Here is an 18668-nt window from a genome sequence, read left to right as displayed (position 1 = left end):
ATTATGAGCAGTTTTAGCTGATTTATCTTGATAATAAACCTATTTTAAGAATCGATTCATTCTATTAATTCAATAAAGTTACTAATCTTGAAGCAAAGGCAATTTCTTAAAACAATAACGCGCGATAATAAGTGTCTGCAAGGGTGTTGCAAAAAAATGTGCCACAGGAATGAAGCCCAAAATATAGGCAACAAGCCCTACACTATGATGCTCTAGGCGAAAAGAGCGTTGTAATTGAACCGAATCTGCCTCGTTCATCATCGCACTTGTAATATCATAAAACATCATTTTTTTAAAGAGAAAATACCCTATAGCAAACAAAACACAATGCCCTAAAATAGGGACAAAATAAAGTGGAATACACACGATAAATATCAGTGCAAATATCATAAAAAGCTTTGTAAATGTGCGCAAACAATCAAATATCCCCCCAAAAGATTCTCGTTTGATATGCGAAAAATATCGCTGATGCAAATAAGAAACAATAAAAGGTGTATAAAAAATCGAACAAAAAATATTAAATAAAAGCACGCCTATCACAAATAATGCGAATAAAAAGCTATACACAAGAAAATTTGCGCTTGCTGTCAAGATACTTCCTATCATGCCATCGGGCTTAAATCTCTGTGGAATTATCCCAAGCACCCACTCACATGCAGCATTGCCATAGGTATAAAGTAAGAAAACGCCCACGACAACTCCTATCACACAAGGGATAAAAGTAAGTAGTAGAATCTTAGGAGTAAAATAATCCTTAAGACTCTGAAAAAAAGTATCAAACATTAAAAATCTCTTGAATTTATTGTTTGATACCCAAAAGTGTCTCTATCATACGATCAATAGTCGTGATGACTTTCGCATTTGCTGCATAACCACCCTGAAACTTGATTAGATTTACCATTTCTTCATCAAGACTTACTTGTGAGATTGCCAAATGCTCTCTTTTAACTGCTGCCAAAACAGAATCTTTGGTTTCTTTCGTGCGCATTGTCGCTTCTGTTTGATTAGCCACGCGTCCAGAAAGAAACTGAAAATATTCAGAGATTCTCATTTGCTTCTTTTCGTATTTATTGACATAAAAATCCACATCGTCATATTGGAGCTGTTGCATCATATTTGCCACATCAAAATTCCCATTCACCGGTGTAAGCCAAGGACGAATCAAAGTCGCATCTTTGGCATATTCAAACTTTAAACCAATATCATGCGCATCTTCACCTTCTAAGAATCTATTCAAGCCAAACGCACCTGTAAAATTGCTCCCATGATCTTGGATAGCCACATAAAGCCCTTGAGAGGGATTCTTCGCTAAGATATTAAATTCTCTTGCGTTATTATCATAATAAGCTCTAAAATAATCATCGACATCGTTAAGTGCATTGTTGTCGCTATTATCATCAGTGTTTGCATTAATGGCTCTCACGACATCATTCATTGTCGTAATGCGATCAATTTTAATGGTTTTACGCGCAATTTCATCACCCTGCGCACCATAAACAACCACATCAAAACTACCCTCTTTGATATTATAATTACTATCCACAAGTGGATTCAAACTCCACACATCAAGCTTATCACTCCGAATCTGTGTTGCGGCACTTTGAGAATAAATCGCATTAGTCGCTTCAATAAACCCTTTAGCAAAAATATCAAGATGATTGATATAGTCTTGAATCTTCCCCACACGCGTGCCACCTTCGCCGGAATTATAAAGGCTAATAAGTGATCCTGCCTTACCTTGAACAATCTTATCCGTAATTTCAACGGTCTTAAAATCATCGCCTTGAAAATACACGCGATTAAGATTCAAATGATTATCGTCTTTTTTGAGCACAATAGGGTGATACATCGCTCCATCAACGATATTGAATCCAAAACCAATATTTAGCACATATTCATCATCGAAATCAGCAAGCTTAGGGTGGATAGAAGCGTTAGAATTAAGATGATTTTTAAACACATTTGCACCGATAAGTGTCTGAAGATTATACTCAAGCTCATCACGGCGATCGCGTAACTCATTAGCTTGCTTAAGCTCTCTTTGATCCTCCATCTCTTTCATTTTAGCATTAATATGTGCAATTTCTTTTGCGATACGATTGACTTCATTAATTGTAACTTCTAATTCTTCACTTGCTTTTTGCTGCAATCGAACCAATCGCCCTCGCGTATCTTGAATATTTCTTGATAATACTTGTGTATTTTTTGCCAACACTTGTTTTTGCGCGGGATCTACAGAGTTTTTGGACAAGTCTTTCCACGAATTGAAATATTCTTCCAAATCATTATAGATTCCCACTCCATCGACTTCTGGAAAAAACGCAGAAGCTTCACGCAATAAAGTAAAATGTGTATCATAATATTGAGCCTCTTCAGCTGCCTTACGATAACGAGTAAATACAAATTCATCATGGATTCTCTGAATTGTTTCGGTGCTCACACCTCGACCAAGATTGTAGTCTTGATAATACAAAGGGCGTTCAGGACGCACCAAAACCCTTTGGCGACTATAAAATTCATCACTTGCATTAGCAATATTGTTGCCCGTAACATCAACCATCAGTTGATGGGCTTGCAATCCTGTATATGAAGTATTAAGAGAGGAGAGAATACCACCCATAGCCTAACCTTAAGCTTGAATTTTAAGCAAATGGCTTTTTGACTTTTGATGTCCATAGCCATCACTTTCATGAGGAATCAATCTCTGAATCAAAGAATTATAAAACTCTGAAACAGCAAAAACACTGCGGGCATAGTCTGTATTGAGAACTTTAAGTTTTTCTAAACGACTGCGCATTTCATCTAACAAATCACTTGCTTGTGAATCAAGCAATTCTTCTAATGGCTTTTGGGGATTTTTATTCCTCAAAGCAATCATTTCTTGATGAAGTAATGATTTTTTTGTTTCAAATTCCTTAACGAGCTGATTTTTTTGATCAGTCCGAGAAAAAATCGCTTCGTTATTTGCTACTTGAATATCTGCGATATCTGATTCTGTAAGCTTAATCAACTCATTAAGATCGCTAATAGCACCATTGAGGTATTTATATAACATTGCCTATTCCTAAATAACCCCATTAAAAGGGCTTTTTTATAGGTTAAGCAAATTTGATGCCATTTTTTCAGAAGTTTGTTGCAAATCAATCTTGTATTCACCTTTAGCGATTTGCTCTTTGATTTGATCTGCCCTAGAAAGCTGCACTTCTTCCTTTTCTTTCAACCCATTGCTTTCGTTAAGCTTTGGAGCTGTTTCCTTATTGATAACTGTTGAAGCATTTATGCTTGTATTGATACCATTAATCATAATAGCCACCTTTTAAAGAAGATTTAGAACCAAATCGGCTCATTTTTAAAAAACTTTAACTTATTTGACATATTTTTCCATTTCTTGTTTCAAATCTTTGAGTTGTTGTTGGGTTGTTGCCGAGCCTTGCTTTTTAGCACCGCTAAATAGCGATTGATTCGCATCAACGCGATAAGTCCAAATACCAATCAAAACCATTGCATACAAAAACACGATAAAACTAATCGTAGGAAATAGCCAATTTTTTAATCCGATATTCATTAAATCTACCCCTTTTAAATCAAGAATCGATATTATCTCAATCGAAAAACACTTTTTCAAATCTTAAATGCAAAAAGAATGCCAAAATATAAATCGGAAGAATATTTTAACATTTTTTTAAAATTTTTATATTAGAATCGCAAATTTTAGGCTGAAAGACCAAATTAAAAATAAAAGATATTTTGGATTGAGGGATAGACACGCACGATGAAAAAAATTTTTTTACTGATGGTTTTATGTTGGAGTTTTTCTTTTGGAGCAATTGCTCATAATCAAAAATGGGAATCTGGATACACACTTTTTGCTTTTTTTCAAAAATATGACATTCCTACAAGTGTTTATTATAATCTCTCTCCAAAAGACAGAGAGCTTACATCGGAGATTTATGCAGGTGTTACTTATTACACGCTCTTAGACGAAGAAGATAATTTGCTTCAAGCCCTTATTCCTATCGGCGATGGTATGCAGATTCACATTTTTAAGCGCAATGGTGAATATGTCTTAGACTTTACTCCTATGATTTATTTTGAACAAGAACAAACTATCAATATTGCAATCCAAAAATCCCCTTATCAAGATTTGCTAGAAATGACGCACGATAAAGGATTGGTAAGTGAATTTCTTAACGCTTATAAAAATAGCGTGAATTTCCGCAGTGTCTTAAAAAATGATCGTCTTGCAATTATCTATGATCGCAGATACCGCTTAGGCAAACCTCTCAACAATGCGACAATCAAAGCAGCAGTGATTGAAATCAATAAAAAACCTCATTACATTTTTCGCTTCACTAATGGACGCTATTATAATAAAGAAGGGAAAGAGATTCAAGGATTCTTACTGCAAATGCCCGTGGCTGGAGCAAGAATCAGTTCTAAATTCTCTCTAGGACGCAAACACCCCATATTAGGCACTACCCGCCCTCACTATGGTGTGGATTACGCTGCACCGAAAGGCACTCCTATCGTGGCTGCTGCTGATGGAACGGTGATCTTTGCAGGAAAAAGAGGTGGTTATGGGAATCTGATTGAAATCCGCCATGATAATAACCTCAAAACTCTATACGCCCATATGAATTCTTTTGCTTCAGGTATCAAAGTCGGCAAAAAGGTAAAGAGAGGGCAATTCATCGGGCGCGTAGGGACGACAGGATTAAGCACAGGTCCGCATTTGCATTTTGGTCTCTACCGCAATAATTCCCCCATCAACCCTCTTAGCAATGTGAAAGCTGTGCATAAAGAATTGCAGGCAAAAGAAAAAGAAGTATTCAATGCTCACATACAAGAATTTATCCAAAGACTAGATGCGGCTTTAAAAAACCAAACTTCCTCAATCACGCCCAATGAGTCATTTAATATTCCTGCGGAAACGATTGAAAATACAGATTCTACAGAAACTCCCACTGAAACTGATGAATCTGCAAAATCCTTAGGCACAGCTCAACCCACAGAATCCACAGAGGCAAATCCTCAATGAAGTATTCTCTATCATCACTAGATTCTATCTCTCATATCAGTGATGTTTCGTTTTGCGAATGCGTAGATTCCCTATATATTAAACCTCGCCGTATGATTTACAAAGAAAACGGCGTAAAACGCACATGGGATTTTATCGAAAGTCTTGATAGTGTCGCTATTCTCCTTTATCATCAACAAAAAGATAGCCTCTTATTTGTCAAGCAATTTCGTCCCGCTGTCTTTGTCTCACAACAAAAAGGCTATACTTACGAGCTATGTGCAGGGCTTGTAGATAAAGAAGGCAAAACTTTAGAACAAATTGCATGCGAAGAAGTGTATGAAGAATGTGGTTATCACACACAGAATCTCCGAAAAATTACTGAATTTGGAACATCTGTTGGCAATTCAGGAGCTAAACAAACACTTTTTTATGCTACTATCACAGAAGACGATAAAATCTCACAGGGCGGTGGTATTGATGGTGAAGTCATTGAGACAATTTTTATCAAAGTCAAAGATCTTGAGGAATTTCTATTTAATGAAGATATTATCAAAACACCCGGTTTAGGCTTTGGGATAATGTGGTTTCTGCATCAATACCCTTTATTAAAAAAGGAGAAATAAATGAGAATATGGATCATTTTGGCTTTGAGTTTAACACTCCATGCGTTTGACTACGAGCCTATCTCTACGGAGATTATTAATGTTGATTCTCGTAATAAAACAATAAGCTTTAAATCAGAGCATCTTCAAGTCGGGCAAAGTGGTATCATTCTCGCAAAGAAGCAAAACTATGAAGTCATTATCGCTAATGCGCAGATTCAAAATATCCAAGAAGATATTGCTATTGCCGAATATATGCCTTTTGAATCAATCTCCCAACGCTATCTTCCCACACCTAGAGCCGAGCCTTTGGAGGGGGATAAAATCATTTTTGGTAGTTTTTACGATCAATCCATTGCCATTGCTCCCGATCAAGAAACTTACAATAAAATCATTGCTCTCACCTCTCACACGCGTTTTATGCACATTGATTTATTTGCTGCATTCCTTGCAAAAGATGGTATCAATGATCCTCAACCCAAACATTTTAAAGCATTTTGCAATATTTACAGCATTGGCTTAATCTATATCCTAGCTTCCAATGGCATAAACATTCTTGATTGTCAAAGTTTTGAGATTCTCCAGACGCTCGACTATCCCGTGCCAACTTTAGAATCTACCCATGCACCCTTTTTCTCACGGATTGCTAATATTCAAACAGGATCTCTAGCAAGCAAAATGCGTTCAAAAAAATCGCGGCAATATTTCCCTTATTACGATAATTTACTACAGAATCCGCTTAAGACTTTTGATGAAAGGAATAACAATGCTTTATGAAGAACATCGAAAAAACCTAAAAAACATTGTAGGAGAAGAGAATTACTCCGATGATAAGGCGCATTTGATTGCTTATTGTTATGATGCGACTAAAGAGCGTTACGAACCTGAAGCAGTTATTTTTCCTCGCAATGAGCAAGATGTCAGCAAAGTATTGTCATATTGTAATGAGAATCGTATTCCTATCATACCGCGCGGCGCGGGTAGTGGTTTTACCGGTGGGGCTTTACCTGTCAATGGTGGCATTATTTTGGCATTAGAGAGACATTTTAATCAGATTCTCGAAATTGATGAAAAAAACCTTATTGCTCGTGTCCAGCCCGGCGTTGTCAATAAAATCTTTCAAGAGGCAGTAGAAGCAAAAGGATTATTTTATCCTCCAGATCCTGCAAGTCAAGAATACAGCACCTTAGGGGGCAATGTCAGCGAAAATGCAGGCGGAATGAGAGCAGCAAAATATGGTATCACAAAAGACTATATTATGGCTTTGCGTGCTGTTTTACCTAATGGTGATATTATCCGAGCAGGTAAAAAAACGATTAAAGATGTTGCGGGATTTAACATTTGCGGGACATTGATTGCGAGTGAGGGTTCGCTTGCTGTCATCACAGAAATCACCATTAAGCTCATTGCAAAACCAAAATTCTCACAATCTGCTATGGGCGTCTTTGACGATATAGAATCTGCAATGAATGCTGTGTATAAAACTATGGCGAGTGGTATTACACCTGTGGCAATGGAATTTTTGGATAATCTTAGTATTCGAGCAGTCGAGGAGCGATTCTCCAAAGGATTGCCTATTGATGCGGGAGCAATTCTCATCACACAAGTCGATGGCGACATACCCGAGCAAATTACTTGGCAGCTCAAAGAACTTCAAGCGCGTTTTGAAGAAAATGGTTGTAAAAGCTTCAAAATCGCTCAAAACGAACAAGAATCACAAGATCTATGGTTCGCTAGACGCAATGTCAGCCAAAGTATTACAATTTATGGTAAAAAGAAGCTCAATGAGGACATCACCGTTCCACGTTCTCGATTGCCTGAATTGCTTACAGAAATTGGCAAACTAAGCCAAAAATATGGGTTTAAGATTCCATGCTTTGGACATACCGGCGATGGGAATGTGCATACCAATGTGATGGTGCCAGACCCTAATGACAAAGCATCGCTTCAAAAAGGTTATGAATGTATTGAAGAAATTTTCAAGGTTGCTATTAACTTAGAAGGCACGCTTAGCGGTGAGCATGGTATCGGTTTGTCCAAAGCTCCATTTATGAAGCTCGCCTTCACACCCGAAGAAATGAATCTGTTTCGGAATCTCAAAAAAGCATTTGATCCCAATAATATCCTTAATCCTGGTAAAATGGGGCTTTAGTTTCATACATCAAAACCGAATGGGCATCTTCAAGCAATGTCGTGCAATACACCTTTGAGCACCACTCTCAACACAAATTCTTGGATATTTTAATCCACCAGCATTTTTGGTATGTTGTAATGCAAGAATCCATTTTTTCCATTTATTCATTACACAAATCCTTTTGAATTGGTGCAATATTATACAAATCCCACGATAAATGCCACCAAATCAACACAACAAATGCGCAAAATGCCGATAAATCCACACTGATGCAAATGCCTTAAAAAAATCTAATGCTTCGGTAGATTCTATCAAAGGATCGATACCTCCTAAATAAACATTGATTTCAATGCCATTTTTTTTAAGAGAATCAAACATTTCCTTTTCCCATTCAAACAAAAAAAGAGCATGTTGTTTTGTAAGCATCGGGGTATGATTTTGCACATAAGGTTTGATTGTATCAAAATGATGCGTGGGCTGCACGCCTAATGCCCAATAACTTTGCACATTTTCATAATCCACAGAATCTAAAAGCGGGCAAAATAAGGGCGAGAGAAGAATCAATTTTTGCACACGATGCTTAAATCTGATACAATCTTGAACATACGACAATGCCTCCACACAACCGACATCAAAACCCACTGCGACATAGGGATTTGTCATATCATCTTGGAGAATCTCTTTAAATAATGCACTCTCACCTTTTAAACCAAAACCTCCAAAATAAGGCATTTTAAAATCTCATCGTTCAAACGCATCATCAATAAGCGTTTTAATCTCTTCTTTGCTCAAACGCTCTTGCGCCAATAAATGTTTGGCAACTTTCATCAAGGCAGGTTTAGAATCACTCAAAAACTCACTCATCTCTTTTTTGGCACTTTCCAAAATCACCAAAATATCACTTGAATCTGTCATTAATCGCTCTGCCATTCCGTATTGCTCACACATTTGTGTAGCGATTTCCTTAGCTTTTGCAATGTCTTCTTGAGCATTACTAAAAATTTGATGGTGCATCATTTCTACGGCGATATTGCCCGCTAAAGCGACTTTGATTTTATTGACCAATTCTGTTTTGCTTACCAATTCTTTATCAATCTCTTTAAAACTATCTGCAATCAGAGAAATTTTATCAAAATCCACTTCAAGCCAATAAGCACTTAAGGCTTTGGCTGATTGATAAGTCGCAAGAATCTCTTTCTCTTTTTCACTGAAACTCAAACGCTTTTTCTTGCCCACAAGCACCTTATCTTTAGTCGCTAAAATATCTTCTAGCTCAATCACAGGTGATTTACGCCTTAGCGCATTGAGAGCAGATTCATTGACCAAAGAGGCAATTGCTGCTCCACTGAATCCTACGCAAAGTCGCGCGACTTCTTTCACATCAAGTCGATGCGATTTACCTTGTAAATAAACTTCAAAAATATGCTCACGCTCGTTCAAATCCGGCAATTCTACATAGATTCTACGATCAAATCTCCCACTACGCAATAATGCCTCATCAAGCACTTCGATTTTGTTAGTCGCTCCGATAATAATCACTCCGCTAGAATCTTCAAATCCGTCCATCTCTGTAAGTAATTGATTGAGCGTTGCCTCACGCTCATCACTACGCGTGTTGCCTCGAGCCTTGCCTACTGCATCAATCTCATCGATAAAAATGATGCTTGGTGATTTGGATTTTGCTCTCAAAAACAAATCCCTCACGCGTTTTGCACCCATACCCACATAAATTTGCACGAAGCTTGACCCACTTTGATAAAAAAACGGCACACCTGCTTCCCCTGCTACGGCTTTAGCAATCATTGTTTTGCCCACACCCGGAGGACCAATTAACAACACACCCTTAGGAAGTTTAATACCCAAATCTTGATATTTTTTGGTATTTTTCAAATAATCAATAATCTCAAAAAGCTCTTCTTTTACCTCACTAATACCTGCTACATCTTTAAAAGTTACCGAACTTGACAGGGGGCTATGCACTAATGCGTCATTGTTACTTTGCTCCAAAGAAGACAATGGAGAAGGTGCGTCAAAATGCGATGAAGCAACTTTTTTTGGGGAAGCATCTTTGTTTTTGTTGAAAATCATTTTAAATGCTTGAAAAAGCACTGCTAACCCTAACAAAATAACAATCAAAATACCTAATTCACCAATCATCTCACCTTTCATACGCTCATTTTTACTTTCGATAGGAAAATCCCAGCCCAAATATCCCACCATTGGCAAAACAGATTCTTTATTGACCCTATATCGTTTATCTTGTATATCAAAATACAAGTAGTCTCTATCAAAAATAATTTTTTGAGGCGGATTGGATTCTATCAATTCTTGAGCTTGTTTTATGCTGACCAATTCACTAGAATCTTTAAGCAATAATATAACGACCAAAACCGCTATGAGCACTAAACTTATTAAACCGATTATCAAACTTTTAGATCTTTGCATCATTTCCCTCTTGCTTGATTTCATAGGTGTCAATATCAATCCATTGTCCTTCTAAATCATCACGATTAGTAGCGATTCTCACACGATTAAAAAATTGATCAAGCCCTGAATAGACAAAAGATGATTCAGATTCTGTCCTACTTTCACAAAGCACTTCTAAAGGCACTTTGTGTGTTTGTCTGAAACGCATATTGTTTTGGGAGACAAAGGACTTAAGTTGATGAAGCCTTTGTTTAGCGACATCACCTTTGATTGTATTTTTCATTGATGCCGATGGCGTCCCATCTCTTGGAGAATAAACAAAAATATGCAAATGTGTCAAAGGAAAAGCCTGAAAGTTTGCCCATGCTTCTTCCCAAACTTTTTCATCTTCTCCGGGGTGTCCTACGATCAAATCACTCCCCAAACAAAAGCCTTTTCGTGCGATTCTTTCAAACAAACGCAAATCAGATTTAACGCGATTGGGACGATTCATTATTGCAAGCATCGTATCGCTCGTGTGCTGCAAGGCAATATGCAAATGTCGTTCAAAAAGCGGTAAATCCAAACATTCCAAAAATTCTTCATCAATTTGACTTGGTTCAAGGCTTCCTACACGAAGTCTCTTGATGCAATTCTGCTTAGCAATATCTTTAATCAATCGTGCTAGATTCTCATTAACAAATTCTTTCCCATAACTTCCTACATTTGTGCCTGTAAGCACTACTTCACTGATGCCGCTTTCAGCAAGATATGCAATCTGCTCTAAAATTTTTTGCTTCTCAATAGAGCGTGCTTTTCCACGCACTGAAGGGATAATACAATAATTACACGCAAAATCGCACCCTTCTTGAATCTTCAAAAATGCGCGTGATTTACCTAAAAATTGTGTGATAAGAGTTTTGTCCCGATGCTCTGGGTTGGTTTCGGGATAAAAGAAAGATTCTTTTTTAGATAAAAAATCATCAATTTGCTCTTTAAAGCTGTGTGCAAATACACCATACGCAAGACCTTGATGAAAAATACTCTCTCCTCTTGTTCCCACTCCACAGCCTGTAAAATAAATCTTTTTATTTCCTTGTCGCATTTTGCTAAGATAACTTCTCACCCCACTATCTGCGCCATTAGTAACTGTGCAAGAATTCACCACGATAATATCTGCCTCTTCTTCATTTTCTGTGCATTCAAAATGTCTCAAGCTACTTTTCATCACCTGCGTATCAAACAGATTCGTGCGACAACCAAATGTTTTAAAAAAAACTTTTGCCATTATAATTCGTCTTTACCCTTTACACTACCACCTAAAATACCTATCTCTTCTTTCTCATCAATAGGGACTTCCGATCCTCCGCGAGGACGATTAGGCTGTTCGTTAGGGTCTTTAAAAGGCTTATTACCCCGACCATCTCCGCCTGTGGGGACGACTTTTGTTGTAGGATAGGCAAGGAAAATATCATCTTCTTCAAGTATCCTTTCAATAATTTCTCCTGAAATCGTGCTGCGTAAAGTGAGCGTTGCATAAGCATTGGTTTGATACCAAAGCGAGATTCTAAAACCATTAGATTCTATCATACAATAAGTGCGCACTTCAAGATTGGGATTGCGCAAAGAATACCTATCCCTTAGACGATAAACTTGTTTTTTCACCATTTCTGTATAGCCCTTAGCGTATTTTTTACCAATCTCTGTGGAAATCTTCAACGCCTTTTTGTAATTACTATCAAAAGTAATACTAAAATCAATCCCGTCCCACACGGTTTTAAATCCTGCGTGAGTGTAATTCGCAAACATTGTAGTAAAGATAAAGTTATTAGGGATAAAGATAATCCTTCCTGCGCGGCGATTCTCCATATAACTTGTCAGTGTTACATCTTCAAAAAGCGTGATGCGAAGCATAGAAATATCAAGCACATCACCCACATAAATTGTGCCATCTTTGCACGCACGCACACGATCGCCCACATGGACACTCCCACCTAAAACTATCACAAACCAGCCTAACACACTCATAAATAAGTCTTTCATCGCAATCGCCAAACCCGCTGAAGCAAAACCCACAACCGCGACCAAATAACTCACATTTTCCAAATACGAAAAAAGCAGAATCAAGACAATAATCGTAATATTAAGAAAATTAATTGCTTTATTAGCGGTGTAAATACGATTAGTATCAACAATATATTTTCGCAATGTAAATTTTAAAAGAAATGCCAAAAGGATTGTAATCAAAAGCGCGACACCGACATAAACAGCCTTAAGAATCTGATCGGTGATTTGATTGCGCACTTTTAATATCGCAGAATCAATCTCCTTTGAATAAATGTCAAGAGAAGTTTCAAGAATCTTTTGTGTGCCTTCTAACTCTTCAAGCATCATTTGTGTGTGAAAAATCTCATTCACAATTTGGACTGATTTATCTGTCTCTGCTAGTCTGCTTAAAAGATGATATTTTTGCCGAATCTGGCTGACAAGGGATTCTAAACTCTCTTGATTAGACAATACCACATTTCTTTGCTCGTTAAGATGCTTGATAAACGAATAACCTGTGAGAATCAAAAACGGATTTGTGATAGAGGGTATCTCACCTATATTTTTTATCTCTAAAAGCTGCCCATAAGGATTCTTGGCATAATCTTTTAAAAGCTCTTGTTGATGCTGGAGAATTTCAAGGCGATGCTTTAGGGAGCGTTGATCCTCGCTAGAAATATCCTTAGAAAGCTGGGCTTGCAAGACTTCAATCTCTTTATTTGTATTATTATAATTTTCCAAGCTTGAATATTGTTTGAGCCATAAATTATTGCTTTTTCTAAGTGTATCATCAAGTTTTTCTATTTCAGCGACAATCTCTTGAGACGAATCGATGCCAAACATCGCTCCTAACATCACGCACACTAATAAAATACATCGTATCATTATTACTTTTCTCCTGATACAAATTCTTCTAAAGTTTCCAAAACTTTTGACTTTGGCACTTCATCGGTAATCCTCAAATCTCCTATGCCATAGGGCAAAATGAAAGTAATACGAGAATCAAAACTTTTTTTATCTAAATAAAATTGTTCATAAAACGCTTGAGGATTTGAAACTTCAAATCTCGTAGGCAAATCATAACTTTGCAATAATCGCTGAATCTGCTCACATTGCTCGTCATTCAAGAAACCAAGCTTACAGGCAAGAATATTTGCCATATTCATACCAATAGCAACTGCTTCACCATGCAAATAACTTTTATAAGCCGTGAGATTCTCTATCACATGTGCAAAAGTGTGTCCATAATTTAGCCCCGCGCGTATGCCTTTTTCTTTTTCATCGGCATTCACAACTTTAGCTTTAATCTCCACACTTTTAATAATAGCCTCACACAGATTCTGTGGCTGATGAAGAGAATGTGTCAAAAGCCACTCATAAAATGCTTTATCAAAACACACTGCCATTTTGATAATCTCCGCCACACCTGCTGCAAATTCCCTTTTTTCAAGGCTTTCAAGCATACTGGGATCAATATACACTGCCTTAGGTTGATGAAAAAGTCCGATGAGATTCTTGCCAAAAGCATTATTGATACCGGTTTTACCTCCCACAGACGCATCGACTTGAGATAATAAAGTCGTAGGGATTTGCACAAAATCAATACCTCTTTGATAGATTCCACTTGCAAAGCCGACAATATCGCCGATCACACCACCACCCAAAGCAATCATCAAAGATTTACGATCGAGCTTATGTCCAAAGGCACATTCTAAAATCAACTCAAGACTTTGCATATTTTTGTATTGCTCTCCGTCAGGGATAATACACACATAGACTTCTTTTGCTTCCAATAAACCAAGAATCTTAGAGAGATAAAGTCCAGCAACCTTAGGATTAGAAACAATCAACACTTTATGAGAATGCTTGATTGCAGGAAGTTTTCCGATATGGATAGGATAAGTGCTTGTTGGTGTTTGTATCGTTAATGTGTGTGTTTGCATATTTGCCTCGCTTGTTTATTTTTGCTCTTTGGGTAAAGGAATAAAAACTTGAGGATTCTTATTATTCAAAGAAGCTATCTTATGGACATCTATGGAAATAAATGAAAAAGCTTTTATCTTGCTGATACTTGGCACAAAAGGGATAAAATGCACATACGGCACAAAACTATCTTGAATATACAAAATCGGATTTGTAGAATCTGTCTGAATAATATTGATTTTACGATGAAAAATGCGGGATAAATCTTCATAACTTTGCACAATATCATTGCGGTAAGAAGCATCGGGGTCAAAATCATACACATCTATATCTAAATCAAGTTGCTTTGAAATATCAAACATCACTGATGCGACATTGCCATCATTACCCATATCTTCACTAAGAATCACAAAGCTTGTCTTGCATTTTTCGATATGCTCCCAACCTGTTTTAAAAACAGGAATCGAAAGGCTAAAAAGCACTTTACGATTTCTTCTGAAAGCAAAGATTCTGTGGTTGATGATGATTAAACCGGGACGCTTTTGTGCATCTTTGAGAATCATTTGTTCAAAATTCAAATTGGTATAATCAACCCTCACATTCACATCAGAAGATTCTAAAGCTTTGATACGATCCAAAAGCTCAAAAGAGCAGGGATTAAGTATGCGAATAAAAAGCTTATTACTTTTTAGATTCTGATTAAGAAAAACTGCATTTTGTATATCATGCCAAATGCTTTGTTCTGGCTGAATAGACATATCAATATACAAGAAAATATCCTTACCAAAAGGTGAGGGAAATTGCCCAATGTCGCTTTTAATCTGCATATACACATCATTAAGCACCTTTGGATCGCCTGCAACAAGCAAACTATCGTTAGGCTGAATGATGACATAGTGTGAGCTTAAAAGTAATTCGCCGCGTCTGTATATCCCGATAATTTTCCATTTTTTCTGTTGAATCGAACCAATATGGCGATGAGCAAAAATGCTTCCTGTAGGCACATTTATCTCCATAATCTCGCCTTGTCCTAAACCAAAACTTCGTGGGATAAGCGGGACATTAGGCAAACGCTCAATAAATTTATTAGAAATAATCAATTCGGGATCAAGCATAATCAGATTAGAATCATTAAGCATTTGATTTGTGCGCAAATCCTGCAATAAGAAAAGCACAATACGAGCTTTTTTACTAAGATTACGCGTTAAAGCATAAGTTTGGATAATTTCTTCATTATCTTCAAGCACGATAAATATATCTGTAATATCGCTATTTATCAAGCGTGAAAGACGATATTCTGATGTGTAATCAAAAGTATAAAATTCAAAGGAACTTGGGATATTACTAGGGACAAAACATGTATCTTTTGCTATGATAACATAATGATTATTGCTAAAATATTTATCCAATATTGTATTAAGAAAAATTTTAGCAACACTGCCATCTGCAATGATTAATGTTTTTTTCAAACCCTACCTCACACTATAAAATTACCTTTTGAAGCGTCTTTATCATTATAACGAAAAAATCTTATCGCAAAGTGTTTTTTTGAAATTTAAATCGTGAGGGTTTTTTAATATGATTTAGTCGCAAAGCAGTATAAAATCGCTGCAAGGCAATTTCTTCCTTTTTAGTGATATTATAATGAATATGTGTCAGATAGGCTTTAATATCATGAGGAGAAATTTCTGTGCGCAAGGCATTTTGTATCAAAATATAACGAGGAATTTTGATGCGTTTGCGAATAAAATTTGATGCAAGTTTCTCATAAAAATCACGATGTGCGTTATAACACAAACGTCCAAATGTAAAGCCTAAATGATACTTTTTCCACCACTCTTGTCCTAAATCTTGATAAACACCATCATTAAGCTTATATCGCAAAGCTCTATCGCCAATAAGAATCCTACCCTTAATATGAAGCACTTTTGCTAGAGCATTTGAAGAAGCAGATTGATAATCTTCTCCCGATTCTTGTGGGATTGCAATCACGCTCCACACAGCACCTCGAGCAATAATTCCTGCTTTTGTTATATGATGCAAACGCGTAGGAAAATAAGCAGCGATTGAAGAAATAAATCCCGCATCAATGCGTTTGCGCAAAAAATCACCATTAAGCTTTGAAGGATAAGATTTTTTAAGTTGCAAAAACTTTTTAAAACCTGATGATGTGGGATATTTTTTCACAAACACATCAAAAGGCAAAAGATTCAGATATTCTATCTTACCAAAACGCATCAAACACTCCTATATGACCATTTTTACCTCTGAATGATGGCTCAATTGTGAGAAAATATCATTTCGTTCTTGTTCATTATGCACGATTAGCCATACATATACGCTGACAAATCGACCTTGCGAGGAACTCTTACCACTTTTTAGCTCATACTTTCGTGGCATAATTTCGGCAATAATCTCTTTTAAACGCTCTTGGTCTTCTCCGATGACACGATATTCCCATTCACAAGGATAAACGATAGAAGGTTGATTTGACAAGTCTAGATTCATAAAAACTCTTTTTGATGATTTTATCACAAATGATTTTGGAGATTCTAGCACCTTTAGGCTTAAGGAAGACTCTTAAAGATTCTATAACTTTCACTCTCAATGAAGTTTCACTCAAATTTTTTCCAAAATACGAAGCATTTGCGGTGTGATTTTTTGTGGTTTGCCTTTTTGCACATCAATAAAGGCAAGTGTAATGAGCGCGTCAAAGACTTTTTCATCACACGCAGATTTAGTGAGTGCATCATAAATTTTATAGATTCTTTGGGAAAGCTGCAAAGAAACATTTTTAAGTGAGATGATTTCACTTCTAACTTCTAGCAAATCTCCTAGCCGTGCTGGTGCAGTAAAATGCGCATCAATAGACTTCAACACAAAACCACAATCCCCCACAAATGGATCACTTTGATGCTCAAAAAAGAGCTCACTCCTTGCTCTCTCACAATATTTCAAATAATTTGTATGATACACAATGCGCCCACAATCCGTATCCTCAAAGTAGATTCTCACTTGATATATACTCATTATCCCTCCCAAAAGTAACAGACATTAGTTTATTCTACAACGCTCATTTAAACTCTTTATCAATATGAGGTTTGCAATATTCTTTATTTTAAGTCATAATTCTTACAGAATCAACCAAAAAAGGATAAAAATGAATCGCTTTAGCAAAGTAGGATTTATTTTAGCAGCTTTAGGGAGCTCTATCGGGCTAGGACATATTTGGCGATTCCCTTATATGGCTGGTGAAAATGGTGGAGGAGCATTCGTGCTGTTTTATCTGTTTTTAGCTTTAAGTATCGGGGTGTCAATGCTCCTTGCAGAAATGCTTATTGGCAATAAAGCACGAAGTAATCCTATGGATTGTTATGCTATACTTGATAAACTCAATAAACTTCCTCCCCAAACTCCTCAAAAAGAACACAATGTGATTGACAACACATATAATAAGTCTTTTATATGGTTAGGATTAAACACAATCGCATCTCCTCTTATCTTGAGTTTCTACGCTGTGGTATTAGGCTGGATTCTGTATTATCTTATCAATGTGAGTTTTGCGTTGCCTTCAGATATTTCTCAAGCAAAAGAGCAATTTACATTTATTCACAAACATTCGCTAGTTTATCAAATATGTTGCTTTAGTAGCATTATTATTTTGACTGCACTGATTGTCGCTAAGGGCATCAAAAAAGGCATTGAAAAGCTTAATTTCATACTAATGCCTTTATTATTATTTATTTTTACTGCATTACTTCTTTATGCCTTTACTCTTGATGAATTTAGCCAAGCATGGGATTTTATGTTTGCCTTCAATCCACAAAAAATCACTCTCAAAACGCTTATAGATTCTATGGGGCAGGTTTTCTTTTCGCTTTCTTTAGGAGTGGGGGCGATTAGTGTGTATGCCGCAAATGCACAACAAAATGAGAATCTCCTCAAAAGCTCTTTGTGGGTTGTGTTAAGCGGGATTGTCATCTCACTCATTGCTGGATTGATGATTTTCACTTTCATTTATCATTTTAAAGGTCAGCCTAGTGAAGGGGTGGGATTGCTTTTAATTTCATTGCCGCTTGCCTTTAACACTCTAGGGAGTATGGGGAGCATAATCAGCGTTTTATTTTTTACTGCTGTGCTTTTTGCCGGTATCACTTCCACAATCTCTATGCTCGAGCCAGCTGTAAGTGTCTTTCGTGATAAGTTTGCAATGAGTCAAGTCAAGGCGACTTGCATCGTCAGTGTGGGCATCTTATCTATTGGGCTTTTGGTGATTCTGTGGGCAAATGAAAATTCTCATTTACCAAGTTTATTTGGTAAAGATCTTTTTGGATTCTTGGATTTTATCACATCATCAATCTTAATGCCTATCGGAATGCTTGTAGCACTCATTTTCTTAGGATTCTATATCAAACGATCTCATTTGCGGCATTGGACACCTTATCTCAATGATACGCTTTTCACGCTTTGGCGTGTGATGTTGCGCTACATCACACCTCTAGTGATTATCATCATACTCTTATCCCAATCGTATTGA

The 18668-nt window shown here is 36.8% G+C and carries 20 protein-coding genes; 5 read left to right on the top strand and 15 right to left on the bottom strand.

Features of this window, described 5'->3' with window-relative positions:
• Positions 1–81: 81 nt before the first annotated feature.
• From LS68_RS00640 to LS68_RS00620, 5 genes are read right to left on the bottom strand one after another with little or no spacing between them, the layout of a single operon-like run.
• Positions 82–783, bottom strand: a complete 702-nt coding sequence (locus tag LS68_RS00640) for an EI24 domain-containing protein (protein WP_034373127.1) — start codon at positions 781–783, stop codon at positions 82–84.
• Between the two features lie 16 nt (positions 784–799).
• Positions 800–2620: a flagellar hook-associated protein FlgK gene (gene flgK, locus LS68_RS00635; RefSeq protein WP_034373129.1), complete on the bottom strand. Its 1821-nt coding sequence runs from the start codon at positions 2618–2620 to the stop codon at positions 800–802.
• Between the two features lie 9 nt (positions 2621–2629).
• Entirely contained in the window at positions 2630–3055 is a 426-nt protein-coding gene (locus tag LS68_RS00630; RefSeq protein ID WP_034373131.1) for a hypothetical protein, read from the bottom strand.
• 36 nt (positions 3056–3091) lie between these two features.
• Positions 3092–3304 (bottom strand): flagellar biosynthesis anti-sigma factor FlgM, encoded by a 213-nt coding sequence (locus LS68_RS00625; RefSeq protein ID WP_034373134.1) that lies wholly within the window; start codon positions 3302–3304, stop codon positions 3092–3094.
• Positions 3305–3364: 60 nt separating this feature from the next.
• The gene (locus LS68_RS00620) at positions 3365–3565 is read right to left on the bottom strand and encodes a hypothetical protein (protein ID WP_034373145.1); all 201 of its coding nucleotides are present in this window, start codon (positions 3563–3565) and stop codon (positions 3365–3367) included.
• Between the two features lie 207 nt (positions 3566–3772).
• On the opposite strand from LS68_RS00620, the gene LS68_RS00615 reads away from it, so the two are divergent.
• Genes LS68_RS00615 through LS68_RS00600 form a run of 4 tightly spaced genes read left to right on the top strand, consistent with a single transcriptional unit; the run spans position 3773 to position 7774 of the window.
• Positions 3773–5038, top strand: coding sequence for a peptidoglycan DD-metalloendopeptidase family protein (locus tag LS68_RS00615; protein WP_052100498.1), 1266 nt, complete (start codon positions 3773–3775; stop codon positions 5036–5038).
• The gene (locus LS68_RS00610) at positions 5035–5643 is read left to right on the top strand and encodes an NUDIX hydrolase (RefSeq protein ID WP_052100499.1); all 609 of its coding nucleotides are present in this window, start codon (positions 5035–5037) and stop codon (positions 5641–5643) included. Before LS68_RS00615 ends, LS68_RS00610 begins: the two co-directional genes overlap by 4 nt.
• On the top strand, positions 5644–6399 hold the full coding sequence (locus LS68_RS00605) for a plasminogen-binding N-terminal domain-containing protein (protein WP_034373148.1): 756 nt from the start codon (positions 5644–5646) through the stop codon (positions 6397–6399).
• Positions 6389–7774 (top strand): FAD-linked oxidase C-terminal domain-containing protein, encoded by a 1386-nt coding sequence (locus LS68_RS00600; protein ID WP_034373151.1) that lies wholly within the window; start codon positions 6389–6391, stop codon positions 7772–7774. The genes LS68_RS00605 and LS68_RS00600 overlap by 11 nt, the downstream gene beginning before the upstream one ends.
• A gap of 9 nt (positions 7775–7783) precedes the next feature.
• Here LS68_RS00600 and LS68_RS09550 read toward each other — a convergent pair whose 3' ends face one another.
• From LS68_RS09550 to LS68_RS00555, 10 genes are all read right to left on the bottom strand, one after another.
• Entirely contained in the window at positions 7784–7924 is a 141-nt protein-coding gene (locus tag LS68_RS09550) for a hypothetical protein (RefSeq protein ID WP_158621809.1), read from the bottom strand.
• A gap of 60 nt (positions 7925–7984) precedes the next feature.
• Positions 7985–8488: a hypothetical protein gene (locus LS68_RS00595; protein WP_034373154.1), complete on the bottom strand. Its 504-nt coding sequence runs from the start codon at positions 8486–8488 to the stop codon at positions 7985–7987.
• Between the two features lie 9 nt (positions 8489–8497).
• On the bottom strand, positions 8498–10201 hold the full coding sequence (locus tag LS68_RS00590; RefSeq protein ID WP_034373156.1) for an AAA family ATPase: 1704 nt from the start codon (positions 10199–10201) through the stop codon (positions 8498–8500).
• Positions 10188–11450 carry a tRNA (N(6)-L-threonylcarbamoyladenosine(37)-C(2))-methylthiotransferase MtaB gene (gene mtaB / locus LS68_RS00585; RefSeq protein ID WP_034373160.1) on the bottom strand — a complete coding sequence of 421 codons (1263 nt, stop codon included), beginning with the start codon at positions 11448–11450 and terminating at the stop codon, positions 10188–10190. Before mtaB ends, LS68_RS00590 begins: the two co-directional genes overlap by 14 nt.
• On the bottom strand, positions 11450–13093 hold the full coding sequence (locus LS68_RS00580) for a mechanosensitive ion channel domain-containing protein (protein WP_081950969.1): 1644 nt from the start codon (positions 13091–13093) through the stop codon (positions 11450–11452). The genes mtaB and LS68_RS00580 overlap by 1 nt, the downstream gene beginning before the upstream one ends.
• A gap of 2 nt (positions 13094–13095) precedes the next feature.
• Positions 13096–14151 carry a 3-dehydroquinate synthase gene (aroB, locus tag LS68_RS00575; protein ID WP_034373163.1) on the bottom strand — a complete coding sequence of 352 codons (1056 nt, stop codon included), beginning with the start codon at positions 14149–14151 and terminating at the stop codon, positions 13096–13098.
• Between the two features lie 15 nt (positions 14152–14166).
• Positions 14167–15600, bottom strand: coding sequence for a TrkA C-terminal domain-containing protein (locus LS68_RS00570; RefSeq protein ID WP_034373166.1), 1434 nt, complete (start codon positions 15598–15600; stop codon positions 14167–14169).
• Between the two features lie 61 nt (positions 15601–15661).
• Positions 15662–16369, bottom strand: a complete 708-nt coding sequence (locus tag LS68_RS00565) for an MqnA/MqnD/SBP family protein (RefSeq protein ID WP_034373167.1) — start codon at positions 16367–16369, stop codon at positions 15662–15664.
• A gap of 9 nt (positions 16370–16378) precedes the next feature.
• On the bottom strand, positions 16379–16639 hold the full coding sequence (locus LS68_RS00560; RefSeq protein WP_034373170.1) for a DUF493 domain-containing protein: 261 nt from the start codon (positions 16637–16639) through the stop codon (positions 16379–16381).
• A gap of 111 nt (positions 16640–16750) precedes the next feature.
• Complete coding sequence (locus LS68_RS00555) at positions 16751–17161, bottom strand: thioesterase family protein (RefSeq protein WP_034373173.1); 411 nt, start codon at positions 17159–17161, stop codon at positions 16751–16753.
• Positions 17162–17291: 130 nt separating this feature from the next.
• On the opposite strand from LS68_RS00555, the gene LS68_RS00550 reads away from it, so the two are divergent.
• A complete protein-coding gene (locus LS68_RS00550) occupies positions 17292–18668 on the top strand; it encodes a sodium-dependent transporter (RefSeq protein ID WP_034373176.1) in 1377 nt (458 codons plus the stop codon).

The sequence above is a fragment of the Helicobacter sp. MIT 05-5293 genome (assembly GCF_000765665.2).
GTDB lineage: Bacteria > Campylobacterota > Campylobacteria > Campylobacterales > Helicobacteraceae > Helicobacter_C.
Note: the sequence above shows the minus strand (reverse complement) of the source record. Positions and strands in the feature narration are given on the sequence as shown.

Excerpts from the sequence above, each read along its gene's own strand:
- LS68_RS00600 (WP_034373151.1), top strand. The coding sequence starts at position 6,389 with ATGCTTTATGAAGAACATCGAAAAAACCTAAAAAACATTGTAGGAGAA.
- LS68_RS09550 (WP_158621809.1), bottom strand. The coding sequence starts at position 7,924 with ATGAATAAATGGAAAAAATGGATTCTTGCATTACAACATACCAAAAAT.
- LS68_RS00550 (WP_034373176.1), top strand. The coding sequence starts at position 17,292 with ATGAATCGCTTTAGCAAAGTAGGATTTATTTTAGCAGCTTTAGGGAGC.
- LS68_RS00595 (WP_034373154.1), bottom strand. The coding sequence starts at position 8,488 with ATGCCTTATTTTGGAGGTTTTGGTTTAAAAGGTGAGAGTGCATTATTT.
- LS68_RS00625 (WP_034373134.1), bottom strand. The coding sequence starts at position 3,304 with ATGATTAATGGTATCAATACAAGCATAAATGCTTCAACAGTTATCAAT.
- LS68_RS00555 (WP_034373173.1), bottom strand. The coding sequence starts at position 17,161 with ATGAGTATATATCAAGTGAGAATCTACTTTGAGGATACGGATTGTGGG.
- LS68_RS00560 (WP_034373170.1), bottom strand. The coding sequence starts at position 16,639 with ATGAATCTAGACTTGTCAAATCAACCTTCTATCGTTTATCCTTGTGAA.
- LS68_RS00605 (WP_034373148.1), top strand. The coding sequence starts at position 5,644 with ATGAGAATATGGATCATTTTGGCTTTGAGTTTAACACTCCATGCGTTT.
- LS68_RS00565 (WP_034373167.1), bottom strand. The coding sequence starts at position 16,369 with ATGCGTTTTGGTAAGATAGAATATCTGAATCTTTTGCCTTTTGATGTG.
- LS68_RS00630 (WP_034373131.1), bottom strand. The coding sequence starts at position 3,055 with ATGTTATATAAATACCTCAATGGTGCTATTAGCGATCTTAATGAGTTG.
- flgK (WP_034373129.1), bottom strand. The coding sequence starts at position 2,620 with ATGGGTGGTATTCTCTCCTCTCTTAATACTTCATATACAGGATTGCAA.
- LS68_RS00610 (WP_052100499.1), top strand. The coding sequence starts at position 5,035 with ATGAAGTATTCTCTATCATCACTAGATTCTATCTCTCATATCAGTGAT.
- mtaB (WP_034373160.1), bottom strand. The coding sequence starts at position 11,450 with ATGGCAAAAGTTTTTTTTAAAACATTTGGTTGTCGCACGAATCTGTTT.
- LS68_RS00580 (WP_081950969.1), bottom strand. The coding sequence starts at position 13,093 with ATGATACGATGTATTTTATTAGTGTGCGTGATGTTAGGAGCGATGTTT.
- aroB (WP_034373163.1), bottom strand. The coding sequence starts at position 14,151 with ATGCAAACACACACATTAACGATACAAACACCAACAAGCACTTATCCT.
- LS68_RS00620 (WP_034373145.1), bottom strand. The coding sequence starts at position 3,565 with ATGAATATCGGATTAAAAAATTGGCTATTTCCTACGATTAGTTTTATC.
- LS68_RS00640 (WP_034373127.1), bottom strand. The coding sequence starts at position 783 with ATGTTTGATACTTTTTTTCAGAGTCTTAAGGATTATTTTACTCCTAAG.
- LS68_RS00590 (WP_034373156.1), bottom strand. The coding sequence starts at position 10,201 with ATGCAAAGATCTAAAAGTTTGATAATCGGTTTAATAAGTTTAGTGCTC.
- LS68_RS00615 (WP_052100498.1), top strand. The coding sequence starts at position 3,773 with ATGAAAAAAATTTTTTTACTGATGGTTTTATGTTGGAGTTTTTCTTTT.